This window comes from Pantoea sp. ICBG 985 (assembly GCF_002928365.1).
In the GTDB taxonomy this organism is placed as follows: domain Bacteria; phylum Pseudomonadota; class Gammaproteobacteria; order Enterobacterales; family Enterobacteriaceae; genus Pantoea; species Pantoea dispersa.
In genome coordinates, this window is record NZ_POWM01000010.1 from 55,971 (window position 1) to 81,413 (window position 25,443).

The 25,443-nt window shown below is 58.6% G+C and carries 20 protein-coding genes; 3 read left to right on the forward strand and 17 right to left on the reverse strand.

Annotated features, from left to right (window positions below):
- Positions 1-3: 3 nt before the first annotated feature.
- The 6 genes from ftsB to cysG all read right to left on the reverse strand — a co-directional run bounded on the left by ftsB (position 4) and on the right by cysG (position 5,243).
- Positions 4-321 (reverse strand): cell division protein FtsB, encoded by a 318-nt coding sequence (gene ftsB / locus C1Y42_RS22065; protein WP_021507350.1) that lies wholly within the window; start codon positions 319-321, stop codon positions 4-6.
- A gap of 170 nt (positions 322-491) precedes the next feature.
- Positions 492-812 (reverse strand): DUF3561 family protein, encoded by a 321-nt coding sequence (locus C1Y42_RS22070; RefSeq protein WP_021507351.1) that lies wholly within the window; start codon positions 810-812, stop codon positions 492-494.
- Positions 813-866: 54 nt separating this feature from the next.
- Positions 867-1,472 carry an adenylyl-sulfate kinase gene (gene cysC / locus C1Y42_RS22075; RefSeq protein WP_021507352.1) on the reverse strand — a complete coding sequence of 202 codons (606 nt, stop codon included), beginning with the start codon at positions 1,470-1,472 and terminating at the stop codon, positions 867-869.
- Complete coding sequence (gene cysN / locus C1Y42_RS22080) at positions 1,472-2,899, reverse strand: sulfate adenylyltransferase subunit CysN (protein WP_058759743.1); 1,428 nt, start codon at positions 2,897-2,899, stop codon at positions 1,472-1,474. Before cysN ends, cysC begins: the two co-directional genes overlap by 1 nt.
- A 10-nt stretch (positions 2,900-2,909) precedes the next feature.
- Positions 2,910-3,818, reverse strand: a complete 909-nt coding sequence (gene cysD / locus C1Y42_RS22085; protein ID WP_021507354.1) for a sulfate adenylyltransferase subunit CysD — start codon at positions 3,816-3,818, stop codon at positions 2,910-2,912.
- A 9-nt stretch (positions 3,819-3,827) separates the two neighbouring features.
- Entirely contained in the window at positions 3,828-5,243 is a 1,416-nt protein-coding gene (gene cysG / locus C1Y42_RS22090) for a siroheme synthase CysG (protein WP_021507355.1), read from the reverse strand.
- A gap of 248 nt (positions 5,244-5,491) precedes the next feature.
- On the opposite strand from cysG, the gene C1Y42_RS22095 reads away from it, so the two are divergent.
- Positions 5,492-6,511: an aminopeptidase gene (locus tag C1Y42_RS22095; protein WP_104094364.1), complete on the forward strand. Its 1,020-nt coding sequence runs from the start codon at positions 5,492-5,494 to the stop codon at positions 6,509-6,511.
- Between the two features lie 56 nt (positions 6,512-6,567).
- On the opposite strand, the gene C1Y42_RS22100 is transcribed toward C1Y42_RS22095, so the two are convergent.
- The 3 genes from C1Y42_RS22100 to cysJ are packed head-to-tail and all read right to left on the reverse strand — an operon-like array spanning position 6,568 to position 10,825.
- Positions 6,568-7,302, reverse strand: coding sequence for a phosphoadenylyl-sulfate reductase (locus C1Y42_RS22100; protein ID WP_058759741.1), 735 nt, complete (start codon positions 7,300-7,302; stop codon positions 6,568-6,570).
- A complete protein-coding gene (cysI, locus tag C1Y42_RS22105) occupies positions 7,299-9,023 on the reverse strand; it encodes an assimilatory sulfite reductase (NADPH) hemoprotein subunit (RefSeq protein ID WP_021507358.1) in 1,725 nt (574 codons plus the stop codon). The genes C1Y42_RS22100 and cysI overlap by 4 nt, the downstream gene beginning before the upstream one ends.
- Positions 9,023-10,825 carry an NADPH-dependent assimilatory sulfite reductase flavoprotein subunit gene (cysJ, locus tag C1Y42_RS22110; RefSeq protein WP_104094365.1) on the reverse strand — a complete coding sequence of 601 codons (1,803 nt, stop codon included), beginning with the start codon at positions 10,823-10,825 and terminating at the stop codon, positions 9,023-9,025. The genes cysI and cysJ overlap by 1 nt, the downstream gene beginning before the upstream one ends.
- A gap of 293 nt (positions 10,826-11,118) precedes the next feature.
- Between cysJ and queD the strand changes: the two genes are divergently transcribed.
- Positions 11,119-11,481 (forward strand): 6-carboxytetrahydropterin synthase QueD, encoded by a 363-nt coding sequence (queD, locus tag C1Y42_RS22115; protein WP_176428100.1) that lies wholly within the window; start codon positions 11,119-11,121, stop codon positions 11,479-11,481.
- 283 nt (positions 11,482-11,764) lie between these two features.
- On the opposite strand, the gene queE is transcribed toward queD, so the two are convergent.
- The 6 genes from queE to rlmD all read right to left on the reverse strand — a co-directional run bounded on the left by queE (position 11,765) and on the right by rlmD (position 20,334).
- Positions 11,765-12,436, reverse strand: a complete 672-nt coding sequence (gene queE / locus C1Y42_RS22120; protein ID WP_021507361.1) for a 7-carboxy-7-deazaguanine synthase QueE — start codon at positions 12,434-12,436, stop codon at positions 11,765-11,767.
- 149 nt (positions 12,437-12,585) lie between these two features.
- Positions 12,586-13,884 carry a phosphopyruvate hydratase gene (eno, locus tag C1Y42_RS22125; RefSeq protein WP_021507362.1) on the reverse strand — a complete coding sequence of 433 codons (1,299 nt, stop codon included), beginning with the start codon at positions 13,882-13,884 and terminating at the stop codon, positions 12,586-12,588.
- Between the two features lie 77 nt (positions 13,885-13,961).
- The gene (gene pyrG, locus C1Y42_RS22130) at positions 13,962-15,599 is read right to left on the reverse strand and encodes a glutamine hydrolyzing CTP synthase (RefSeq protein ID WP_021507363.1); all 1,638 of its coding nucleotides are present in this window, start codon (positions 15,597-15,599) and stop codon (positions 13,962-13,964) included.
- A 259-nt stretch (positions 15,600-15,858) separates the two neighbouring features.
- Positions 15,859-16,641, reverse strand: a complete 783-nt coding sequence (gene mazG, locus C1Y42_RS22135) for a nucleoside triphosphate pyrophosphohydrolase (protein WP_104094366.1) — start codon at positions 16,639-16,641, stop codon at positions 15,859-15,861.
- 109 nt (positions 16,642-16,750) lie between these two features.
- Positions 16,751-18,985: a GTP diphosphokinase gene (relA, locus tag C1Y42_RS22140; protein WP_104094367.1), complete on the reverse strand. Its 2,235-nt coding sequence runs from the start codon at positions 18,983-18,985 to the stop codon at positions 16,751-16,753.
- Between the two features lie 32 nt (positions 18,986-19,017).
- The gene (gene rlmD / locus C1Y42_RS22145; protein WP_021507366.1) at positions 19,018-20,334 is read right to left on the reverse strand and encodes a 23S rRNA (uracil(1939)-C(5))-methyltransferase RlmD; all 1,317 of its coding nucleotides are present in this window, start codon (positions 20,332-20,334) and stop codon (positions 19,018-19,020) included.
- A 90-nt stretch (positions 20,335-20,424) separates the two neighbouring features.
- On the opposite strand from rlmD, the gene barA reads away from it, so the two are divergent.
- Positions 20,425-23,154, forward strand: coding sequence for a two-component sensor histidine kinase BarA (gene barA, locus C1Y42_RS22150; RefSeq protein WP_059010902.1), 2,730 nt, complete (start codon positions 20,425-20,427; stop codon positions 23,152-23,154).
- A gap of 177 nt (positions 23,155-23,331) precedes the next feature.
- Here the strand turns inward: barA and C1Y42_RS22155 are convergent, their stop codons facing one another.
- Positions 23,332-24,471, reverse strand: a complete 1,140-nt coding sequence (locus C1Y42_RS22155; protein WP_058757043.1) for a glycerate kinase — start codon at positions 24,469-24,471, stop codon at positions 23,332-23,334.
- 85 nt (positions 24,472-24,556) lie between these two features.
- Positions 24,557-25,441: a 2-hydroxy-3-oxopropionate reductase gene (gene garR / locus C1Y42_RS22160; protein ID WP_058771604.1), complete on the reverse strand. Its 885-nt coding sequence runs from the start codon at positions 25,439-25,441 to the stop codon at positions 24,557-24,559.
- Between the last annotated feature and the right edge of the window lie 2 nt (positions 25,442-25,443).

Below are 25,443 nucleotides of genomic sequence, written 5' to 3' on the forward strand. Positions count from 1 at the left end.
GGTTTATCGTTGTTGGTTCTGCGCCGCTTGTTGCGCATTACGTTTGTTTTGGTCTGGCACCAGACGATAGAAAGTCTCGCCAGGCCTGATCATGCCCAGCTCGCTGCGTGCGCGTTCCTCAATCGCCTCTGAACCGCCATTGAGATCGTCAATTTCGGCAAACAGCTGATCGTTACGCGCTTTGAGTTTGGCGTTATTCGCCTGTTGTGACGCCACGTCTTCGCTGACGCGCGTGTAATCATGGATACCGTTCTTGCCCAGCCACAGGGAGTATTGCAACCATCCCAGCAGCACGAGCAGCAGTAACGTCAGTTTTCCCATCCCCGCCCCCTGAAAAACGGCTCAATCATCCCATAACTTGACGCCGGACTCCACTGCGGCAGCGAAAATGGCGCGCAAGCAGATTTATCTGGACAAATAATGACGGGGAAAGCACCGGACGGCAGGTAAAGTTTTGTAACCTGCCGATGCGTTTGCACATCAGCGCCGGATTACCAGCCGGAGAGAAAGGAGAACAGCAGCCAGAACAGGCACACCACCACCAGGGCGGTAATCAGGCCGCTCCACCACAGCCGGCCACGCAGCATCAGGCTGAGCACGATGCCAATCAGCACCGAAACCGGCAGCAGCGCGAGGAAAAAAGGCCAGGTGTAGAGAAAGAAAAACAGCGTGTTAGAGCCGTACAGCAGAAACGGGATGCCCAGCGCACACCAGTACGAGAGAAAGCCGATCACGCCGCCCGGCAGCGATGAGCGTGGCTCATCCGGGGTGCGTTCATCTTTGCGTGCCAGCATGGGGGTAACGTTCTGCATAGAGATCCTGTTGACGCTAAAGCGCGGCAAACCGTGAGATTTGCCGCTGTCGGTTCAGGATCTGATGATATCGTGGTGGCGCAGCAGGTCTAACAATTGGCCGGTCAGTTTTGTAACCAATTGTTCACCATCCAGCTGGATTTCCGGCGCGTCTGGCGCCTCGTAAACGCTGTCGATACCGGTGAAGTTACGTAGCTCGCCGGCACGGGCTTTTTTATACAAGCCTTTCGGATCGCGCGCTTCGCACACCGCCAGCGGCGTATCGACGAACACCTCGATAAACTGCCCGTCACCGAGCAGATCGCGCACCATCTGGCGCTCGGCACGGTGCGGCGAGATGAACGCCGTCAGCACCACCAGTCCGGCATCCACCATCAGTTTCGCCACTTCGCCCACGCGCCGGATATTCTCTTTGCGGTCTTCATCGCTGAAACCGAGATCGCGGCACAGGCCGTGACGCACATTGTCGCCGTCCAGCAGATAGGTGCTGACGCCCAGCCGGTGCAGCGCCTGCTCCAGCGCACCGGCCACGGTGGACTTACCCGAGCCAGAGAGCCCGGTAAACCACAGCACCACGCCACGATGGCCGTGCTGCTGTTCGCGTTCAGCGCGCGTGACCGGATGGTCATGCCACACCACGTTTTCGTCGTGCTGCGCCATTACTGACCGCCCAGCAGGTCGCGCGCGTTCCAGTGCGGGAAGTGACGGCGCACCAGCGCGTTCAGCTCCAGCTCGAAATCACTGTACTGGCCAGCCTGACTGCGCGCGGCGCTCAGCGGCTGATGGATCATGCCGGCACCGACGGTCACGTTGCTCAGGCGATCGATAAAGATCATGCCGCCGGTCACCGGGTTCTGCTGGTAAGCATCCAGCACCATCGGTTCATCAAACGTCACTTCTACCAGACCGATGCCGTTGAGCGGCAGGCTGTCGACCGCGCGTTTTTCCAGCGTATTGATCTCTACCTGATGGAGAATCTTTTCGATGCGGCCACGCGCTTTCTTGCCGGCAATTTTCACTTCATAGCTTTGTCCCGGCTGCAGCGGCTGCTCCGCCATCCACACCACGTCGACCGTCGCGGACTGCACCGCCTGCAAATCGGCTGCGGCATCCACCAGCAGATCGCCACGGCTGATGTCGATCTCATCGTTCAGTACCAGGGTAATCGCCTCACCGGCGGCCGCCTGCTGCAGGTCGCCATCAAAGGTGACGATACGCGCAACGCTGGATTCCACACCGGACGGCAGCACTTTCACCCGCTGGCCGACGCTGACCACGCCCGACGCCAGCGTACCGGCATAGCCGCGGAAGTCGAGGTTCGGCCGGTTAACATACTGCACCGGGAAGCGCATCGGCTGCGTGTCGACCACGCGCTTCAGCTCTACCGTCTCCAGCACGTCGAGCAGCGTCGGGCCGCTGTACCACGGCATGGTTACGCTCGGGGTGGCGACGTTATCGCCTTCCAGCGCCGACATCGGCACAAAGCGGATATCAAGATCGTCCGGCAGCTGCGCGGCAAAATCGAGGTAATCCTGTTTGATCTGCTCGAAGGTCTCCTGGCTGTACGCCACCAGATCCATCTTGTTGATCGCCACCACCAGATGTTTGATGCCCAGCAGCGTGGCAATAAAGCTGTGGCGACGGGTCTGATCCAGCACGCCTTTGCGCGCATCGATCAGCAGGATCGCCAGATCGCAGGTCGAGGCGCCGGTCGCCATGTTGCGGGTGTACTGCTCGTGCCCCGGCGTGTCGGCGATGATGAACTTGCGCTTCTCGGTGGAGAAATAGCGATAGGCCACATCGATAGTGATGCCCTGCTCGCGCTCGGCCTGCAGGCCATCAACCAGCAGCGCCAGATCGAGTTTCTCGCCCTGGGTGCCGTGGCGTTTGCTGTCGTTGTGCAGCGACGACAGCTGATCTTCATAAATCTGGCGCGTATCGTGCAGCAGACGGCCAATCAGCGTACTTTTGCCGTCGTCGACGCTGCCGCAGGTGAGGAAACGCAGCAGGCTTTTGTGTTGTTGCGCGGTCAGCCAGGCTTCAACGCCGCCCTGCTCGGCAATCTGTTGGGCAATAACGGTATTCATCGGCGTCTCCTTAGAAATAACCCTGACGTTTTTTCAGTTCCATCGAACCGGCCTGGTCGCGGTCAATCACGCGCCCCTGACGTTCACTGGTGGTGGAGACCAGCATCTCTTCAATGATTTCCGGCAGCGTCTGCGCCTCGGATTCCACCGCGCCGGTCAGCGGCCAGCAGCCGAGGGTACGGAAACGCACCATACGCTGCTTAATCACTTCTCCCGGCTGCAGGTTGATACGATCGTCATCAATCATCATCAGCATGCCGTCGCGCTCCAGTACCGGGCGCGGTGCCGCCAGGTACAGCGGCACGATTTCGATGTTTTCCAGGAAGATGTACTGCCAGATATCCAGCTCGGTCCAGTTGGAGAGCGGGAACACGCGGATGCTTTCGCCTTTGTTGATCTGGCCATTGTAGTTGTGCCACAGCTCCGGACGCTGGTTCTTCGGATCCCAGCGGTGGAAACGATCGCGGAACGAATAGATACGCTCTTTGGCGCGCGACTTCTCTTCGTCACGGCGTGCGCCACCGAACGCCGCATCAAAACCGTATTTGTTCAGCGCCTGCTTCAGGCCCTCGGTTTTCATGATGTCGGTATGTTTGGCGCTGCCGTGCACGAACGGGTTGATACCCATCGCCACGCCTTCCGGGTTACGGTGCACCAGCAGCTCTGCGCCCATCGCTTTCACGGTGCGATCGCGGAACTCGTACATTTCACGGAATTTCCAGCCGGTATCAACGTGCAGCAGCGGAAACGGCAGCGTGCCCGGATAGAAGGCTTTGCGCGCCAGATGCAGCATCACCGAGGAGTCTTTACCGATGGAGTACATCATCACCGGATTGCTGAACTCGGCCGCCACCTCGCGGATGATATGGATACTCTCTGCCTCCAGCTGGCGCAGATGAGTGAGACGATTTTGGTCCATAATTTTTCCTCAAGCCAAATTGACAACGGCGGACTCGCGAGCCCCCTGCTGTGCCGAATGTTGGAACCAGGCAAGTTGCCCGTGCAGATTCACCACTTCGCCGATCACTAACAGCGCTGGCGTCGGCGCGGCAGCTGCCAGCGCCTCGAGTTGTGCTAAGGTGCCGGTCAGCACCTGCTGATCCTGGCGCGTGCCGCGACCAATCACCGCCACTGGCGTTGACGGCGCGCGGCCGTGTTCGATCAGCCCGGCGGCAATTTCCGCCGCTTTCACCGTGCCCATGTAAATTGCCAGCGTCTGACGCGCGCGCGCCAGCGACGGCCAGTCGATACCGTCGCCGTCGGCGCGGCAGTGACCGGTGATAAACAGCACGCTCTGGGCATAATCGCGGTGGGTTAACGGAATACCGGCATACGCGGTAGCACCCGCGGCCGCGGTGATACCCGGCACCACCTGGAACGGAATGCCCGCCGCCTGCGCCGCCTGCAGCTCTTCGCCGCCGCGGCCAAAAATAAACGGATCGCCGCCTTTCAGGCGCACCACGCGCTTGCCCTGCTGCGCCAGCGTCACCAGCAGCTGATTGGTCTCTTCCTGCGGCACCGAATGGGCGCCGGCGCGTTTGCCGACGCAGATACGATCGGCATCGCGTCTTACCAGCTCCAGCACCTCGTCGCTGACCAGATGGTCATACAGCACCACATCGGCCAGCTGCATCACCTGCAGCCCGCGCAGCGTCAGCAGACCGCTGTCGCCCGGGCCGGCACCGACCAGTGTGATTTCACCCTGATTATCGGAGGTGTTTTCCAGTTCGCGATCGAGCGTGCGGCGCGCCTCGTTGACGTTACCCGCCGCCATCTGGCTGGCAAACAGACCATTAAAAGCCCGCTCCCAGAAGCGACGACGGTCAGACATTTTGTGGTAGCGCTGTTTGACTTTGTCGCGCCACTGACCGGCCACTTCGGCCATCTGCCCGAGATTGGCGGGCAGCAGCGCTTCGATTTTTTCACGCAGCAGACGCGCCAGCACCGGCGCGGTGCCGCTGGAGGAGATCGCCACCACCAGCGGTGAGCGGTCAACAATCGACGGGAAGATAAAGCTGCATTTCGGCTGGTCGTCGACCACATTCACCAGCTTGTGGCGCGCATTGGCGGCATCAAATACCTGCGCGTTGAGAGCGTTATCGTCGGTGGCGGCAATCACGAGGAAAACATCGTCCAGCTGCGCCGCGTCGAAGTGTTGAGCAATCCACTCGATGGCGTTAATGTCGCGCAGCGCCTGCAGTTCATGGCCGAGCTCGCGCGCGGCCACACGCACGTGCGCACCGGCACGCCGCAGCAGCTCAATTTTACGCGCAGCGATTTCGCCACCGCCGACCACCAGCACCGGACGGTTTTTGAGATCGGCAAAGAGAGGCAAGTAATCCACGTTAACCTTGTTAGTTTTACAATAAGTTAACGCGACTATACGTCCCCGCCTTCTGGCAGATGAAATTACGAATTAGCATGAGTAGTTACCAAATGGAATAACGCACCGGGATTGCTGATAACAATTTGTGCTTAACAAATGATATTGCTGGTGTTTCGGAGCGATACAAATTGTGCAGGCGGCGTCACAGTTTCATACTAACTCAGAATTTTTTTACCCTGACGGGATGTCAGAAAAGGACAACCACTATGTTTGCCACTCTCCGCCGCAGCGTGCTGGCCGCACTGATTGCCGGCGGTTTGCCTCTTTTGGCGCAGGCTGCAGCGAGCGCCCCTGGCCACTTTGCCGAACAGCAGCTGCGCCACATTGCCACCTATTTCCCGGGCCGCATGAGCGGCAGCCCCGCCGAGCTGATGACGGCAGATTATCTGCAGCAGCAGTTCACCCAGCTCGGTTATCAGAGCAATACCCGGCAGTTTAATACCAGCTATAACTGGCTGGAGAAACAGGGCATCACGCGCCGCCATAAAGTGACGGCGACCTCGGTGATCGCCGCACGCGCCGGCAGCGTGCCGCAGGAGATTCTGATCGTCACCCATCTGGATACCTGGACGCCGCTCAGCCAGCACGAGGCAGACAATAATCTCGGCGGCCTGCGTTTGCAGGGCGTGGACGATAACGCTTCCGGGCTGGGCGTGATGCTGGAGCTGGCGCAGGCGCTGAGTCAAACGCCGCTGCACTATGGCGTGCGCTTTGTGGCGCTGAGCGCAGGCGAAGCCGGTTTACACGGTATGGATGATTATCTGGCGCGCATGAGCGTGCAGGAGAAGAAAGATACGCTGCTGGTGATCGATCTGAATAGCCTGATCGTTGGCGATCGCCTCTACTTTAATAACGGCATGAATACACCAGCGGCGGTACGCAAGCAGACCAGCGCGCGCGCCCTGCAGATTGCGCACCGTTACGGCATCACGGCCGCCAGCCACGTGCTGACCGCACGCGACTACCCGGGCGTTAATCCGTTTGATAAAGCCGGGATTCCGCTGCTGGACGTTACCGCAGCCAACTGGGCGCTGGGCAATAAAGCCGGTGAGCAGCAGCGCGCGCGGTCACCTCACTTTCCGGAGGGTACGGTGCGCCACCAGACCGGGCGCGATAATCTGACTTACATCGACCACTGGCTGCCGGGGCGCATCCATCAGCGCACGCGCGACAGCGTACGCATTTTGCAGCCGCTGCTGACGGAGCTGGCTAATCCGACGTTGTAAGATCTTGCCGGTTTTTGCGGGTGCGCACCGATGCGCACTCGCAGCAAATGCGCCCGTCAGCCTTCGTGTAGCCCGCATTCGCGTTTGAGGCCGAAAAAGCGCGTCTCTTCCTCAGCCATCCCCGGCTCCCACTTGCGCGTGGTGTGCGTGTCGCCCACGGAGAGGTAACCTTCGTCCCACAGCGGATGGTACTTCAGCCCATGCTGCTTCAGATACTGGTGCACCTGACGGTTATCCCAGTCGATGATCGGCAGGATTTTGAACACGCCACGCTGCACGGCCAGTACCGGCAGGCTGGCACGGCTGCCGGACTGATCGCGGCGCAGGCCGGCAAACCAGGTCTGCGCACCCAGCGTTTGCAGCGCGCGGTTCATCGGCTCGACTTTGTTTAGCTGGTTGTACTGCTCGATCCCTTCAACGCCCTGCTCCCACAGCTTGCCGTAGCGCGCTTCCTGCCACGCCGGTGAGGTTTCGGCACGGAAGATCTGCAGATTCAGGTTCAGCTGCTGCGTCAGTTCATCAATGAAGCGGTAGGTCTCAGGGAACAGATAACCGGTATCGGTGAGGATCACCGGAATATCCGGGCGCTGCTGCGTGACCATGTGCAACAACACTGCCGCCTGAATACCAAAACTCGACGACAGCACAAAGGCGCCCGGCAGCTGCTCCAGCGCCCAGCTGACGCGCTGTTCGGCAGAGAGCTTTTCCAGCTGGACGTTGCTTTCCGCCAGCGCCATGATGCGATCGACTTTGCTGCCGCTGTTCAGGCTGGCGAGATCGGGTAGTGTCATACTGCCTCCGGGTCCCAGAAATCACGGGCGGGATCGACCACCGGCTGCACAATGCCCGCACGAATCACGAAGTCACCAAACCCTTCATCTGCCGTGCGCTCGCTGGCCCAGCGCGCCACCAGCTCATCGATGCTGGCGAGGATTTCGTTTTCCGTGATGTTTTCGCGGTACATGCGCGGGATGCGCGTGCCGATGCGATTACCACCAATATGCAGGTTGTAACGGCCCGGCGCTTTGCCCACCAGGCCCAGTTCGGCCAGCATGGCACGCCCGCAACCGTTCGGACAACCGGTAACGCGTAACACTATGTGCTCTTCGCCGACGCCGTGGCGGTGCATGATCTCCTCCACTTTGCTGACGAAAGACGGCAGGAAGCGTTCGGCTTCAGCCATCGCCAGCGGACAGGTCGGGAAGGCCACGCAGGCCATGGAGTTTTCACGCTGCGGCGTGACCGCTTCCATCAGGCCGTGCTCACGCGCAATGGCTTCAATCTGCGCTTTCTGCGCCTCCGGTACGCCGGCCACAATCAGGTTCTGATTGGCGGTCAGGCGGAAATCGCCCTGATGCACTTTGGCAATCTCCGCGATACCGCGCTTCAGCGGACGGCCCGGATAATCCAGCAGGCGACCGTTTTCGATAAACAGCGTCAGGTGCCATTTCTTGTCGATGCCCTTCACCCAGCCGATGCGATCGCCACGGGTGGTAAATTCGTATGGGCGAATCGGCTCGAAGGTCAGGCCGGCACGCTTCTCGACTTCGGCTTTAAAGGTCTCGACGCCAACGCGCTCCAGCGTGTATTTGGTTTTGGCATTTTTACGATCGGTACGGTTACCCCAGTCGCGCTGCGTGGTGACCACCGCCGCAGCCACATCAAGGATCTTCTCCACCGGCAGGTAACCAAACTCGCTGGCGGTGCGCGCGTAAGTGGCTTTGTTGCCGTGCTCAATCGACAAGCCGCCGCCGACCAGCAGGTTAAAGCCAATCAGCTTGCCGTTCTCCGCAATGGCGATGAAGTTCAGATCGTTCGCATGCAGGTCGACATCGTTATGCGGCGGTACCACCACGGTGGTTTTAAACTTACGTGGCAGATAGGTCTCACCGAGGATCGGCTCCTGATCGGTGGTGGCGACCTTCTCCTGATCCCACCAGATCTCGGCGTAGGCGCGCGTCTGCGGCAGCAGGTGCTCGGAAAGCTTTTTCGCCCACTCGTACGCTTCCTGATGCAGCTCTGACTCCACCGGGTTCGAGGTACACAGCACGTTACGGTTGACGTCGTTGGCGGTGGCCAGCGCGTCCAGTCCGACTTCATGCAGCATCTGGTGAGTCGGCTTAACGTTCTTCTTCAGAATGCCGTGAAACTGGAACGTCTGACGGTTGGTCAGGCGAATGCTGCCGTACAGCGTTTTGTCGGTGGCAAATTTATCAATCGCCAGCCACTGCGTTGGCGTAATGATGCCGCCCGGCAGACGGCAGCGCAGCATCATCGCATGACGCGGTTCCAGCTTCTGCGCGGCGCGCTCGGCACGGATGTCGCGGTCATCCTGCTGGTACATGCCGTGAAAACGGATCAGCAGGAAGTTATCGCCGGTAAAGCCGCCGGTCAGGCCATTGTCGAGATCTTCTAAAATGGTGCCGCGCAGGTAGTTGCTCTGCTTTTTCAGACGCTCGGCGTCGGAAAGTTTGCCTTCAACCACCAGCGGTCCAGGATGTTTTTCGCTCATTAGTAAACGTCTCGCTGATAACGGCGCTCAATGCGCAGCTCACTTAAAAATTCGTCAGCGGTTTCACGATCCATGCCGCCGTGTTCGACCACCACATCCAGTAATGCCTGTTCAACGTCTTTCGCCATGTGATTGGCGTCGCCGCAGACGTACAGGTGCGCGCCCTCTTCAATCCAGCGCCACACTTCCGCTCCTCTGGCGCGGATTTTATCCTGTACGTAAATCTTTTCGGCCTGATCGCGTGACCACGCCAGATCGATATGGGTCAGCAGACCGTCTTTAACGTATTTCTGCCACTCTACCTGATAGAGGAAATCTTCGGTGAAGTGCGGATTACCAAAGAACAGCCAGTTTTTACCGCTGGCACCGTCGTTTTCACGCTGCTGCATGAAGGCGCGGAACGGGGCAATGCCGGTGCCCGGGCCGATCATGATCACTGGCGCATCCGGATTGGCCGGCAGGCGGAAATTATCGTTATGCTCGATGAACACGCGGATTTCGCCATCTTCTTCCAGACGATCGGCCAGCCAGGTAGAAGCGCCGCCGCCGCGCTGACGGCCGTCAATTTCATAACGCACCGCGCCGACGGTGATATGCACTTCGGTTTCGCTCTCCGCCTGCGACGAGGCGATGGAGTAAAGCCGCGGCGTCAGCGGACGCAGCAGGCCAGTCAGCTGTCCGGCGTTCAGTTCGGTGGGCGCCTGGCGCACCATGTCGACAATCGGGAAACTCTGCGCGAAGCTTTGCAGCTTCGGCTTGTCGCCCGCCAGCGCCAGCAGCGCCTCGTTGCGCGACAGGGCCGCATACTGCTCGACGATCTGCGGCGTGTTGACCGTCAGTTCGAAATGTTTCTGCAGCGCCTCGGCCAGCGGCAGGGTTTCTCCGCGCACCTCGACCTGCTCATCGCCTTTCAGCCATACCAGCTGCAGCAGCTCCTGCACCAGTCCCGCATCGTTTTCATACCATACGCCGAGCGCATCGCCTGGCTGGTAACGCAGACCGGAATCCCCCAGATCGATTTCGATATGGCGCACGTCTTTATCTGAGTTGCGACCGGTAATTTTCTGGTTCAGGGCAAAGCTGGCGGTGAGCGGCGCTTCTTTGGTGTAAGGACTGCTGTCCACCTGGTTGACGCTGCCAGCCGCGCTGGCTGCCAGCTGCGCTGCCGGTTCCGCCGGCACGCGCGCTTTGAGAATATCGGTGAGCTGCAGACGCCAGGCGCTGGCCAGTTCGCTGTATTCAACATCGGCATCCACGCGATCCAGCAGGCGTTCGCCGCCCAGTTCAGCCAGACGCTGGTCGAAGTCTTTACCGGCCTGACTGAAAAATTCATAGGAGGTATCGCCAAGACCAAACACGGCAAAGGCGGTATCACTCAGCTTCGGCGCTTTCTTCGACAGCAGGAATTTATGCAGCGCCACCGCCTCTTCCGGCGGTTCGCCCTCGCCCTGCGTTGAGGTCACGATGACCAGCAGTTTTTCCTGACCGATCTGTTTGAATTTATAGTCGCCGGCATTCACCAGGTTGACGCTCAGTTTCGCCGCCAGCAAATCGTCACGCAGCTGCTCGGCCAGCCGGCGCGCATTGCCGGTTTGGGAGGCGGAGATCAGCGTAATGCCCGGCACCTCAGCGGCGACTGGCGCAGGCGCGGCAACGGTGCCCGGTGCCTGATTAACCATGCCCCAGAAGTAGCCAGAAAGCCATGCCAGCTGCGTTGGATTGAAATCGGTGGTCGCGGCCTGTAAGCGCGCAATTTGCTCCGGGGATAGCGGAAGCATCGCTGGGGGTGCCTGAGTCGTCATCGCGTTAAAAATTCCAGTGTCAGAAATCCGTACCGGGAAGCGGCGGAAGAGTGGGTAGGTTACCGGCCTGTATATTAACGATTAAATAAGGCTTCGACATAATAAATAACCAAAATGACTAAGTGGTTTTTTGGGTCAGACTAACCAGTAAAAGTGGTAAATAAAGTTGCCTTAATTCAATCAGTTAATTTACGGCGTAAACGGCAGATCGGCAGAAATGCCCTTTTCAGCGCTGGCGGGTGCGAAAAATCTGCTTTTCAGGTAGACTTCAGCGGTTTTTACGTCTGAGAGCCATTATGTCTACCACGCTGTTTAAAGAGTTCCAGTTTGAAGCGGCCCACCGCTTACCTCACGTGCCGGAAGGGCATAAATGCGGTCGTCTGCACGGCCATTCATTTCTGGTGCGACTGGAAATTACCGGTGAAGTGGATGCGCATACCGGTTGGGTAATGGATTTTGCCGAACTGAAGGCGGCGTTCAGGCCGATCTACGATCGCCTCGATCACCATTATCTCAACGATATTCCCGGTCTGGAGAACCCGACCAGCGAAGTGCTGGCGAAATGGATCTGGGATGAGATGAAGCCGATTCTGCCTGAGCTGAGTGCAGTGATGATCAAAGAGACCTGCACCGCAGGTTGCGTCTATCGCGGCTGACAGCCGCGGTAAAGGTCAGAAGGTCGCCATCAATGGCGACCCTGCGGTGCAGTGCGGTTTTACAGGGTGCGCATTGATGCGCATCGGGTACCATTGGCCAGGTCGCCATCAATGGCGACCCTGCGGTGCAGTGCGATTTACAGGGTGCGCATTGATGCGCATCGGGTACCATTGGCCAGGTCGCCATCAATGGCGAGCCTACGGTGTAATGAGTTTTACAGGGTGCGCATTGATGCGCACCAGCCACAATTGCGTTGATTTTGCCGGGTGCGCATTCGGTGAATCAGGCGATGTTCAGGTATTTGTGCGTCTGCATCGAAAGCCGCCAGTTGCGGGCAATGCAGGTTTCAATACACAGTCTGGTCGCCGCCTCGCCACGGCTGATGGGCTGCAGCGCCACAATGCGTTTTTTCTCATCCTGCAGGCCAGCCAGCAGCGCATCCAGCGCTTCCACATCCCGCTCGCGCGCCACCGGATGTTTGATCTCATCGGCACGCTGCAGCGCCTGCGGCAGCACATCGTAGCCACCCCGCATGTTCACCTTCGGCGACACCGTCACCCAGGTAGCAGCGGAACAGTGCACTTCATGCGTGCCGCTGGTTTCAATCTGACACTGAAAACCGGCCGCCTCCAGCGCTTCGGTCAGTGGACGTAAGTCAAAAATTGCCGGCTCACCGCCGGTGATCACCACATGGCGGGCGGTCCAGCCCTGACGCTGAATGCTCTCAATCAGCGTGGCCGCATCGGCGCTGCCCCAGGCATCGCTCTCCACGGTTTTGACCAGAATGTCCCCCAGCGACGTCTCCCGATCCGCCCGTGTTTCCCAGGTATGTTTGGTATCACACCAGCTACAGCCCACCGGACATCCTTGTAAGCGGATAAAGATGGCCGGCACGCCGGTGTAAAAACCTTCGCCCTGCAGCGTCTGGAACATTTCGTTAATCGGGTAGAACATTTTTTACTCACGTCAGAAATTCGAGGCGCAGATTATGGCAGATTTTGTGCGTCGCTTCACAGCTGCTTCGTGCCATAAAAAGCAAAAGCCCCGCACGAGGCGGGGCTTGATGTCAGGCGATGTGGCCGTTTAGCCACATCCGCAGGCGATTACGCCTGGCCTTTAACTTCTTTCAGACCGTTGAACGGCGCTTTGTCACCTAGTGCTTCTTCGATACGAATCAGCTGGTTGTACTTAGCAACGCGGTCAGAACGGCTCATAGAACCGGTTTTGATCTGGCCAGCGGCAGTACCGACCGCCAGGTCAGCGATGGTCGCGTCTTCAGTTTCGCCAGAGCGGTGAGAGATGACCGCGGTGTAGCCAGCGTCTTTCGCCATCTTGATCGCAGCCAGGGTTTCGGTCAGAGAACCGATCTGGTTGAATTTGATCAGGATAGAGTTAGCGATGCCTTTCTCGATGCCTTCTTTCAGGATTTTGGTGTTGGTCACGAACAGGTCGTCGCCCACCAGCTGAATTTTGTCGCCCAGCACTTTGGTCTGGTAAGCGAAGCCGTTCCAGTCAGACTCATCCAGACCGTCTTCGATAGAAACGATTGGGTACTGTTTGGTCAGGTCTTCCAGGAAGTGGGTGAACTCTTCAGAAGTGAAGGCTTTGTTGCCTTCGCCAGCCAGCACATATTTGCCGTCTTTGTAGAATTCAGATGCTGCGCAGTCCATCGCCAGGGTGATGTCTTTGCCCAGCTCGTAGCCTGCTGCTTTAACAGCTTCGGCGATAACGGCCAGCGCTTCGGCGTTTGAACCCAGGTTTGGCGCGTAGCCACCTTCGTCACCTACCGCGGTGTTCATGCCTTTGGCTTTCAGAACTTTAGCCAGGTGATGGAACACTTCAGAACCCATACGGATGGCTTCTTTCACGGTTTTCGCGCCAACCGGCTGAATCATGAACTCCTGGATATCAACGTTGTTATCCGCGTGCTCACCACCGTTGATGATGTTCATCATTGGCAGTGGCATAGAGTATTTGCCCGGGGTGCCGTTCAGTTCTGCAATGTGTGCGTACAGTGGCAGACCTTTAGAGGCTGCTGCTGCTTTCGCTGCTGCCAGAGAAACCGCCAGAATGGCGTTTGCACCGAAGTTGGATTTGTTGTCAGTACCGTCCAGCTCGATCATGATCTTATCGATGTTCGCCTGGTCTTTGGCATCTTTGCCTTTTACCGCGTCAGCGATTGGGCCGTTAACCGCAGCAACCGCTTTGGTTACGCCTTTGCCCAGGAAACGAGACTTATCACCGTCACGCAGCTCCAGTGCTTCGCGTGAACCGGTTGATGCACCTGATGGCGCAGCAGCCAGACCAACGAAACCGCCTTCCAGATGCACTTCTGCTTCTACAGTCGGGTTGCCACGGGAGTCGATGATTTCGCGACCGATGACTTTAACGATTTTGGACATTCGATTTTCCTCAGTACAAGTTAGTCAATCCTAAGACAAACAACGCGCGAAAAGTTCGCGCGCTGTTCGTTAAACTCTTACTTCGCTAAACGCTTCTGGTGCTCCTGCGCGGCTTTCACAAAGCCAGCGAACAGCGGATGACCATCACGCGGGGTCGACGTGAATTCCGGGTGGAACTGGCAGGCTACAAACCATGGATGATTCGGGATCTCGATGATCTCCACCAGTTGATCGTCGCCGGAACGGCCTGCAATGTGCAGACCCGCCGCTTCAATCTGCTTCAGCAGCAGATTGTTTACTTCGTAACGGTGGCGATGACGCTCAGTAATGACGTCAGAGCCGTACAGCTGGCGCACTTTGCTTTCCGGCGTCAGCTGGCACTGCTGGCTTCCCAGACGCATGGTGCCCCCCAGATCGCTCTGCTCGGTACGCTGTTCAACGTTACCGTTTTCATCGCGCCATTCGGTGATTAACGCAACCACCGGGTACTTACAGTCTGGCACAAATTCAGTGGAGTTGGCGCCTTCCATCCCGGCCACGTTGCGCGCGAATTCCATCAGCGCAATCTGCATGCCAAGGCAAATGCCGAGGTACGGAATGTTGTTTTCACGCGCGTATTGCGCGGTCAGCAATTTTCCTTCCACACCGCGGTAACCGAAGCCACCAGGAATCAGGATAGCATCAAGATCTTTCAGAATTTCGACGCCGCGCGTTTCCACATCCTGCGAATCGATCAGCTTGATGTTAACGGTGACGCGATTTTTCAGGCCGCCGTGCTTCAGCGCTTCAATCACGGATTTGTAGGCATCCGGCAGTTCGACATATTTGCCGACCATACCGATGGTGACTTCGCCGCCCGGATTGGCTTCTTCGTAAATCACCTGCTCCCACTCGGCCAGATTGGCTTCCGGCGCGCTCAGGTTAAAACGCTTGCAGATGTAATCATCCAGACCCTGCGATTTCAGCAGGCCCGGGATCTTGTAGATCGAATCAACGTCTTTCAGCGAGATAACCGCTTTTTCCGGCACGTTACAGAACAGGGCTATCTTCGCGCGCTCGTTAGCGGGCACCGCGCGGTCTGAACGGCAAATCAGCACGTCAGGCTGAATACCAATCGACAGCAGCTCTTTAACCGAGTGCTGAGTTGGCTTGGTTTTCACTTCACCCGCCGCCGCCATGTAAGGCACCAGCGTCAGGTGCATATACATGGTGTGTTCACGGCCAACATCGACCGCCATCTGACGAATCGCTTCCAGGAACGGCAGGGATTCGATATCGCCCACGGTTCCGCCGATTTCCACCAGCACGACGTCATGACCTTCGCCACCTTCAATGATGCGCTCTTTAATGGCGTTGGTGATGTGTGGGATAACCTGAATGGTCGCGCCCAGATAGTCGCCGCGACGCTCTTTGCGCAGCACTTCTGAGTAGATACGGCCGGTAGTAAAGTTGTTGCGGCGCGACATTTTGGTACGGATGAAGCGCTCGTAGTGACCTAAATCCAGATCGGTCTCGGCCCCGTCATCGGTGACGAACACTTCACCGTGCTGCGTAGGGCTCATGGTACCCGGATCGACGTTGATATACGGATCGAGTTTCATGATGGTCACATTCAGACCACGTGCTTCAAGGATGGCTGCGAGGGAGGCTGCGGCAATGCCTTTGCCCAGAGAGGAAACGACCCCGCCGGTCACAAAAATATAATTCGTTGTCATGCTGAACCTGAGAGTTTAGGTTTAAAGACGGTGGAATAACCAGGACGGGAAAACAGTATACCCGAAGTCGTCCGCAGCCACAATTGATGAATCACACCATCCTCCTCGCATTACAGCCTGTAACATAGCGGAGAGTGCCGGGTGAAATGTTGACGTACGTCACAAAGTTGCCGACTGGCTGAATCGAGTAAGCTCAGGCGGTGATTTTATGCGCAGCGCTGGAATAATCACCAGCGCTGCGCAGAGAGGCTGAATAAGGTTATTCGCCGGTTTTGACCTGCTGCCAGGCGGCTTCCATCTGCGCCAGCGTAGCCTGTTCCATGCTCAGCCCCTGGGCCTGAATAATATTCTCTACCTGACGGAAGCGGCGCTCGAACTTGTCGTTGGCCTTTTGCAGCGCGGTTTCCGCTTTGCTGCCAAGATGGCGTGACAGATTGACGGTGGCGAACAGCAGATCGCCAATCTCCTCTTCCAGCTTGTCGCTGTCCACCACCGCCTGCTGCGCTTCATGCATTACTTCGTCGATCTCTTCATGCACTTTATCCAGCACCGGCCCGAGGCTGTCCCAGTCGAAGCCTACGCTGTGACAGCGCTTCTGGATTTTATAGGCGCGCATCAGCGCCGGCAGCGCTTTAGGGATATCGTCCAGCACCGAGTGCTGCGACTTCTCCGCACGCTCGCGCTGCTTGATCGCCTCCCAGTTTTTCAGCACTTCGGCCGTGGAATCGACCTGGACTTCACCGAAGATGTGTGGATGGCGACGCTCCAGTTTGTCACTGATGGCGTTGCAGATGTCATCGAAGTTGAAACGCTGCTGTTCCTCGGCCATGCGGGCGTAGAACACCACCTGAAACAGCAGATCGCCCAGTTCGCCGCGCAGATCGTCAAAGTCTTCGCGCTGGATGGCGTCGATAACTTCATAGGTCTCTTCCAGCGTATACGGCGCGATAGAGGCGAAAGTCTGCTGGCGATCCCACGGGCAGCCGCGCACCGGATCGCGCAGGGTTTGCATGATGGTGAGCAGGCGGTTTAAAGCAGTCATGAAACTCCCCGGAACAACAAGATAAAAAGCCGCCATTAATGGCGACCCTGCAGGGTAATTACGCGGTTTTGCCCGGGTGCGCATTGCTGCGCACCGGTCTCAGCAGGGCTTAATGTAAGCGGCGCGCATCGATAATATCCGGCACCTGATTAAGGCGCGCCAGCACGCGACCCAGCACCTGCTGGTTATAAATCTCGATATCCATATCAATGGTGGCGAGCTGCTTTTTGGTGTCGCTGCGGCTGGACACGCCCAGCACGTTGACCTTTTCATTGGCCAGAATGGTGGTGATGTCGCGCAGCAGCCCGCTGCGATCGTTGGCCGTCACGCGTACCACCAGCGAATAACCGCTGGAGTAACTTTCGCCCCACACCGCATCGACAATCCGTTCCGGCGCATGCGAAATCAGTTCGCTGAGCTGATCGCAGTCGGCGCGGTGAATCGAAATGCCGCGCCCCTGGGTAATAAACCCGACAATATCATCGCCCGGAATCGGCTGGCAGCAGCGCGCAATGTGGTGCAGCAGATTGCCGACGCCCTCCACCACCACGCGGCCACTCTCTTTGCGCGCCGACGACGGCTGATGCGATTTTTGCGTCAGCTGACGCAGCGCCTCGCGATCTTCCTCTTCAGCGCTCGGCTTGTTGAGCTTCGCCTGCAGGAAGTTAACCATCTGGTTAAGACGGATATCCCCGCCGCCAATCATCGCCAGCAGCTCATCCTGCGAGCTGACGTTATAACGCGGCAGCAGCAGCTTCTCGGCTTCGCGCATGCTGATATCCAGCTGGCCCAGCTCGCTATCGAGAATCTGCCGGCCGGCCGCGATATTTTTGTCGCGATCCTGTTTACGGAACCAGGCATGAATTTTCGAGCGCCCGCGGCTGGTGGTGATATAGCCGAGGTTGGGGTTCAGCCAGTCGCGGCTCGGGTTCGGCTGCTTCTGGGTGATCACCTCAATCTGATCGCCCATCTGCAGCTGATAGGTAAAGGGCACGATACGGCCGCCGATTTTGGCACCGATGCAGCGATGACCAATATCACTGTGAATGTGGTAGGCAAAGTCGAGCGGCGTGGAACCGGCCGGCAAATCGACCACGTCGCCCTTCGGGGTAAACACGTACACGCGATCATCAAATACCTGGCTGCGCACCTCTTCCAGCATCTCGCCGGAATCCGCCATCTCTTCCTGCCAGGTAATCAGTTTACGCAGCCAGGCGATGCGCTCTTCGTGCCCTGCGGCACCGCGCACGTTGCTGGCCGTCGGTCCTTCTTTGTACTTCCAGTGTGCCGCGACGCCCAGTTCAGCGTCCTCGTGCATCTGGCGGGTACGGATCTGAATCTCGACCGTTTTGCCCTGCGGTCCCAGCACCACGGTATGAATCGACTGATAGCCGTTTGGCTTGGGATTGGCGACGTAATCGTCGAATTCGCTAGGCAGATGACGATACAGCGTGTGGACGGTACCGAGCGCGCCGTAGCAATCCTGCAGACGTTCAGCGACGATGCGCACTGCGCGCACGTCGAACAGCTCATCAAACGCCAGCGACTTCTTCTGCATTTTGCGCCAGATGCTGTAGATATGCTTGGGACGGCCGTAAACTTCCGCACGCACGCCCTCTTTTTGCATCTCTTTACGCAGGTTATCGACGAAGTTATCAATGTATTGTTCACGATCGATGCGGCGTTCGTGCAGCAGTTTGGCGATGCGTTTGTATTCGTCAGGATGCAGGTAGCGGAAGCAGTAATCTTCCAGCTCCCATTTGAGCTGGCCGATACCAAGACGGTTGGCCAGCGGCGCATAAATGTTGGTGCTCTCTTTCGCCGCCAGCACGCGCTCATCTTCCGGCGCATCTTTCATCTCGCGCAGATGGGCAATACGTTCTGCCAGCTTGATGACCACGCAGCGGAAATCTTCCACCATCGCCAGCAGCATGCGGCGCACGTTATCCACCTGCTCCGAGGCCATCGAGTCGTTGTGAATGGCTTTCAGCTGACGGATGGCATCCATATCGCGCACGCCGTGCACCAGCGAGACGATGCTTTTGCCAAAGGCCTTTTCCAGATCCTCTTCGCTCACCACGCCCGCATTGGCCAGCGGGAACAGCAGCGCGGCGCGCAGACTGTCGATGTCCATACTGAGCATGGTGAGAATTTCCACCATCTCAATACCGCGCCACAGCAGCAGAGCCTGATCTGGATGGTCGTGCGTTTCGGCTTCACAGTAGCGCCATGTTTCCGCCAGTCGTTCGCAGGATTGCGGATTACTGATACTCAAGCTGGCGATCCACTGGTCAAGGGCAAATTCCCCGGCCGTATTTAAATGCGCACTTCTAACCGCAACCATATCCTCTCCTGCCACAGCGACTTAAACATCGCTTATGTTTTGCTAAACAGCACCATGGATTCGAGATGGCTGGTATGAGGGAACATATCCAGCATCGCGACCCTTTCCAGATGGTAGCCCGCCGACAGTAATGTCTGACTGTCGCGGGCAAGTGTTGTCGGGTTACAGGAAACATAGACCACGCGTTGCGGCGCAAGTTTAACGATATGCGACATCACGCCCGCGGCCCCGGCACGCGCCGGATCCAGTAACACCTTATTAAATCCCTGCGCCGCCCAGGGCTGGCGCGAGACATCTTCCTCTAAATTGTGCTGGAAGAAGCAGACATTTCTGAGATTGTTAAGCTGAGCATTATACTCTGCCTGGCGCACTAATGCTGCAACGCCCTCCACACCCACCGCATTTTGTACGAACTTTCCTAGCGGCAATGTGAAGTTGCCCATGCCGCAGAACAGATCGAGCACCCGATCGTCCGGCTGCAGATCCAGCCAGGCAATCGCCTGTGCCACCATCTGCTGATTCACGCCATCGTTGACCTGAATGAAATCCTGCGGGCTAAAGGTTAGCTGCAAATCAAACGAGCGGTAGTAAGGCTGCTCCGCGCCGAGCGCCTGCAGCGCGTCACTGCCGTCCGCCAGCCAGATCATCAGCCGGTGCTCATGCGAAAAACGTTCCAGTTTTGTCCGGTCCGCAGCGGAGAGCGCATCAAGATGGCGCAGCACCATTAGCGGACCGTTATCCGCCAGCACCAGTTCCACATGCCCCAGCCGTTTCACTGCGTGCAGGCTGCTGAGACAGTGGTGCAGCGGCTGCAGCAGCGCCTCAAGCTCGGGCACCAAAACGGGGCATTGCGTCACATCAATCAGATCGTTACTGCCCGCCTGACGGAAGCCCATCTGCAGGCGCTGCTGCTTCGGCAGCCACTGCAAACCGAGACGCGCGCGCCGGCGATAGCCCCAGGGCGCAGCGCTGATGATCTCATCAACCTGCACCGGCAGCGCCGCTTCCTGACTCAGCATGCGGCCCAGCGCCCGCGCTTTGCTTTCCTGCTGCAGCGCCACGGACACGTGCTGCTGCTGGCAGCCGCCGCATACGCCGAAATGGATGCAGCGCGGTTGCTGGCGCTGCGGGCTCGGTTGTGTAATCTTTTTGGCTTTGCCGCGCGCAAACTGACGCTTATCTTCGGTCAGGATCACCTCGGCCTGTTCGCCGGGCAGCGCGCCGCTGACAAACAGCGTTTTACCGTTATGGCGCGCCACGCCCTGACCAAAGGGATCGAGCTCGTCAATGGTGACGCTGAGACGTTGCTTCGTCGTCACGCGCTGTTTTGCGGAGTAAAATTGCGCCATAGTATTGTGAATTCTCAGTTTTCATTAGGTGTGCAGCCGTACGCGGTTTTTGCACAGGGATAAAATGTCAGGAGTCGCCAGGCCACAATTATGACCAAATACAGCCTGCGGGCGCGAATGATGATTCTGATACTGGCGCCGACGCTGATGATTGGCCTGCTGCTCAGTACCTTCTTCGTGGTGCACCGCTACAACGAACTGCAGCACCAGGTGCGCGATGCCGGCGCTAACATTATCGAACCGCTGGCGGTGTCGAGCGAGTACGGCATGACGTGGCATAATCGTGATGCGATTCGCGAGCTGGTCAGCCTGCTGCATCGCCGTCATTCCGATATTGTCCGTGCCATTACGGTTTTCGACAACAACAATCACATCTACGTCAGCTCCAATAACAACCAGAACCTCGCGCTGCTGCAAAAAGCCGATATTTCCACGCTGGCGGATGGCGTGTCGGTGGAGCGACACGGCAACCTGATGGTGCTGCGCACGCCAATTATCTCTGAACGCTATTCGGTGGACGAACTGCCGGGTGAAGACGCCAAGCCGGCAGGCAATCCGCTGGGTTATGTGGCGATTGAGCTGGATCTGCAGTCGGTGCGGCTGGAGCAGTACAAAGAGGTGTTTGTCGCCACTCTGCTGCTGCTGTTTTGCCTGTGCATCGCCATGCTGTTTGCCTATCGACTGATGCGCGACGTCACCGGCCCGATTCGCAACATGGTTACCACCGTGGACCGCATCCGGCGTGGCCAGCTCGACAGCCGCGTGGATGGCTACATGCTGGGCGAGCTGAGCATCCTGAAAAACGGCATCAACGCCATGGCGATGTCGCTCACTGCCTACCATGAAGAGATGCAGCAGAACATCGATCAGGCAACCTACGATCTGCGCGAAACGCTGGAGCAGCTGGAGATTCAGAACGTCGAACTGGATCTGGCGAAAAAGCGCGCCCAGGAAGCGGCCCGCATCAAGTCAGAGTTCCTCGCCAATATGTCGCACGAGCTGCGCACGCCGCTCAATGGCGTCATTGGCTTTACCCGCCAGATGCTGAAAACCGGGCTGAGCACCAACCAGCGTGATTACATGAGCACCATTGAACGTTCGGCCAATAACCTGCTGAGCATCATTAACGACGTGCTCGATTTCTCCAAACTGGAAGCCGGTAAGCTGGTGCTGGAGTCGATCCCGTTCCCGCTGCGCGCCACGCTGGATGAAACGCTGGTGCTGCTGGCGCCGTCCGCGCATGAGAAAGGCCTCGAGATCACCGTGTGCCTGGAGAAACAGGTGCCGGATAATGTGATTGGCGATCCGCTGCGTCTGCAGCAAATTCTGATCAACCTGATTGGCAACGCCATCAAATTCACCGAGCGCGGCCACATTGATCTGCGCGTCGAGCTGCGTCATCTCAGCATCACACGGGCGGAACTGGAGATTCAGGTGCACGATACCGGCATCGGTATCTCTGAGCAGCAGCAGTCGCAGCTGTTCCAGGCATTTCGTCAGGCGGACGCCAGTATTTCGCGCCGTCACGGCGGTACCGGTCTTGGCCTGGTGATTACGCAGAAACTGGTACACGAAATGGGCGGTGAGATCGCCTTCCACAGCCGGCAGAATCAGGGCTCCACCTTCTGGGTACAGGTACATCTGGATCTCAATCCTAACGCACCGGCGATTCCACGCATGCTGGACGATCTGCACGCCACGCCGCTGGCTTATATCGAACCCCATCCGGCGGTGGCGAAAGCGGTTCAGGAGATGCTGAGCATTACGCCTCTGCAGGTGCAGCACTTTGCCAGCCTTGACGATCTGCCCGACGCCCATTTCCCGCTGCTGCTGATGGGGCTGCCGGTCAGCGATCCGCATCCGGCTACGCTGTCCGATGCGCTGATTGCCCGCCTGCGCGCACACGCCGACTCGGTGCTGCTGGCGCTGCCGAGCGAAATGATGCTGTTCGCTGACGATCTGCGCGCGCGCGGTATCGCCGGCTGCATTGCCAAACCGGTGTCGCTGACGCGATTGCTGCCGATGCTGCTCGATCTCAACATGCGTCACAGCGACGCCGCCCCGCGCGGCGTAAGACAGCCGCTGACGGTGATGGCGGTGGATGATAATCCGGCCAACCTGAAGCTGATCGGCGCATTGCTGGAGGAGCAGGTCCAGAACATCATTCTGTGCGACAACGCCAGTCAGGCGATTCACCAGGCGCGACAGCAGCGGCTGGACGTGATTCTGATGGATATTCAGATGCCAGACATCGACGGCATCCGCGCCAGCGAGATCATCCGCAGCCTGCCACAGCACGCCAGCACGCCGATTGTCGCGGTCACGGCGCATGCGCTGGATGGCGAACGTGAGCAGTTGATCGCCGCCGGCATGAATGACTATCTCGCCAAGCCGATTGATGAGGACAAGCTGAAGCAGCTGCTGCAGCGCTATGCGCCGGGCAGCGTGGCGAGCGCGGTGCGACAACCGGCGATCGCGCCCTCACTCGACTGGGCGCTGGCGCTGCGCCAGGCGGCGAATAAAGCCGAGCTGGCGCGCGATCTGCTGCAGATGCTGCTGGATTTTCTGCCGGAAGTGGAGCAGCGCGTGGCGCAATGTATGGCGCAGAATGACGTCGATGGGCTGCGCGAGATTATCCACAAGCTGCACGGCAGCGCCAGCTACAGCGGCGTGCCGCGGCTGAAACAGCTGTGTCAGCAGCTGGAGAAGAGTCTGCATCAGGAGAGCGATATCGCAGCGCTGGAACCAGAGCTGCTGGAGCTGAGCGACGAGATGGCGAATGTGGCGCGCGAAGCGCGTCAGGTGCTGGGCGTGGCGTAGTGAGGGTTGTGCGCTGGGCCCTCACCCTAACCCTCTCCCGGCGGGAGAGGGAACCGTCCGGTGCGATCCAGAGGAACAGCGCGAAATCCAAATCCGTGCACCATCAGCCCCCTCTCCCGCCTGCGGGAGAGGGCTGGGGTGAGGGCTAGGGTGAGGGGAAAACCGCACCGCCTCCCCCTACAACCCCTGCCCCACCTTGATCGTGGCAGCGACGTTCCTTGCCGTCAGGCGGACATTCTGCGCGGCATTGGCCAGCGCCTCTTCCAGCGAACAGATACCCGACAGCACGCTGTACACCGCGTCGATCCCGTGCTGATGCACCACACCGACATCCGCCGTCAGGCTGCCGGCAATACCGATCACCGGCTTATTGAACTGCTTCGCCACCTGCGCTACGCCAACCGGCACTTTGCCGTTGACTGACTGACTGTCGATGCGCCCTTCACCGGTAATCACCAGATCGGCATCCTGCACCTGCTGAGCCAGTCCCAGCGCTTCGGTGACAATCTCAATGCCGCGCCGCAGTTCCGCGTGGCAAAACGCATGCAGCGCCGCGCCCATGCCGCCGGCAGCGCCACCGCCGGCGATGTGCAGCACATCAATATCCAGGTCGCGCTGAATAATCGCGGCGTAATGGCCGAGCGCGGCATCCAGCTGCTGCACCAGCTGCGGCGTGGCCCCTTTCTGCGGGCCAAAAATCGCCGACGCCCCCTCTTCGCCAATCAGCGGATTGGTCACGTCACACGCCACTTCAATGCGGCACTGCAGCAGGCGCGGATCCAGATCGGCGATCTCAATCTTCGCCAGCTGCGGCAGTGCCCCGCCGCCGTAGCCAATCCCGCTGCCGTCGCTGTCCAGCAGCCGGGCACCGAGCGCCTGTACCATGCCGGCACCGCCGTCGTTAGTGGCGCTGCCGCCGATGCCGATGATGATGTGATCGACGCCGCGATCCAGCGCGTTTTTGATCAGTTCACCGGTACCGTAGGAGGTGGTGATCAGCGGATCGCGCTGTGCCGCAGGCACCAGCTCCAGCCCGCTGGCCGCCGCCATCTCAATAAAGGCGGTACGCGCATCACCGGATAATCCGTAAAACGCGTCGACCGGCTCGCCGAGCGGCCCGGTCACCGTCAGTCTGACGATGTTGCCCTGGGTTGCCGCCACCATTGCTTCAACCGTGCCTTCTCCGCCGTCGGCGACCGGTATTTTGACATAGTCAGCGGCGGGGAAAATTTCGCGAAATCCCGCTTCTATCGCGGTAGCCACTTCCAGGGCGGACAAACTCTCTTTGTATGAATCCGGTGCGATGACAATTTTCATAGGCAATCCGAGCGCGGTAGGTGACGGAAATCCGTCTGGCTAAGGCAGTACAGCGTCCGGCATCCGCAGACACCGGACGCGGGCACTACCGGGTGATCTCAACTTTGGCTAATTTTTCATAATAGCAAGCCAGCGCGCTATGATCGGACGTACCCTGCCCGTCGACTTTTAGCGCCTGCATCATCTCCATCACCGCCGCGGTCAGCGGCAGATGTGCACCAATGCCGTGTGAGGTATCAAGCGCATTGGCTAAATCCTTGATATGCAAATCGATACGGAAGCCAGGCTTAAAGTTGCGATCCAGCACCATGGGCGCTTTGGCATCCAGCACGGTGCTGCCCGCCAGACCGCCGCGAATCGCCTGGTAAACCAGTTCCGGATTGACGCCGGCTTTGGTGGCCAGCGACAGCGCTTCTGACATCGCGGCAATGTTGAGCGCCACAATCACCTGGTTGGCCAGTTTAGTGACGTTGCCCGCGCCGATATCACCGGTGTGCACCACCGAACCGGCCATCGCCTTAAGAACATCGTAGCACTGATCAAACAGCGCTTTATCGCCGCCGACCATCACCGACAGCGTGCCTTCAATTGCTTTTGGCTCACCGCCGCTCACCGGCGCATCCAGCATTCTGATGCCTTTTTCTGCCAGCGCATCATGCACTTCGCGGCTGGCCAGCGGCGCGATGGAGCTCATGTCGATCACCACCAGCCCCGGCTTCGCCCCTTCGATGATGCCGTTCTCGCCCAGACACACCTCTTTTACCTGCGGTGAGTTCGGCACCATGGTGATCACCACGTCTACCTGCGCGGCCAGCTCTTTCGGCGTTTTCGCCACGGTGGCACCCAGCTCCACCAGTTCGGCTTCGTTGCTGGCGTTATGGTCGCGCACCACCAGGGTATAACCGGCTTTCACCAGGTTTTTACTCATCGGTTTGCCCATGATGCCGAGGCCGATAAATCCAATTTTCATTG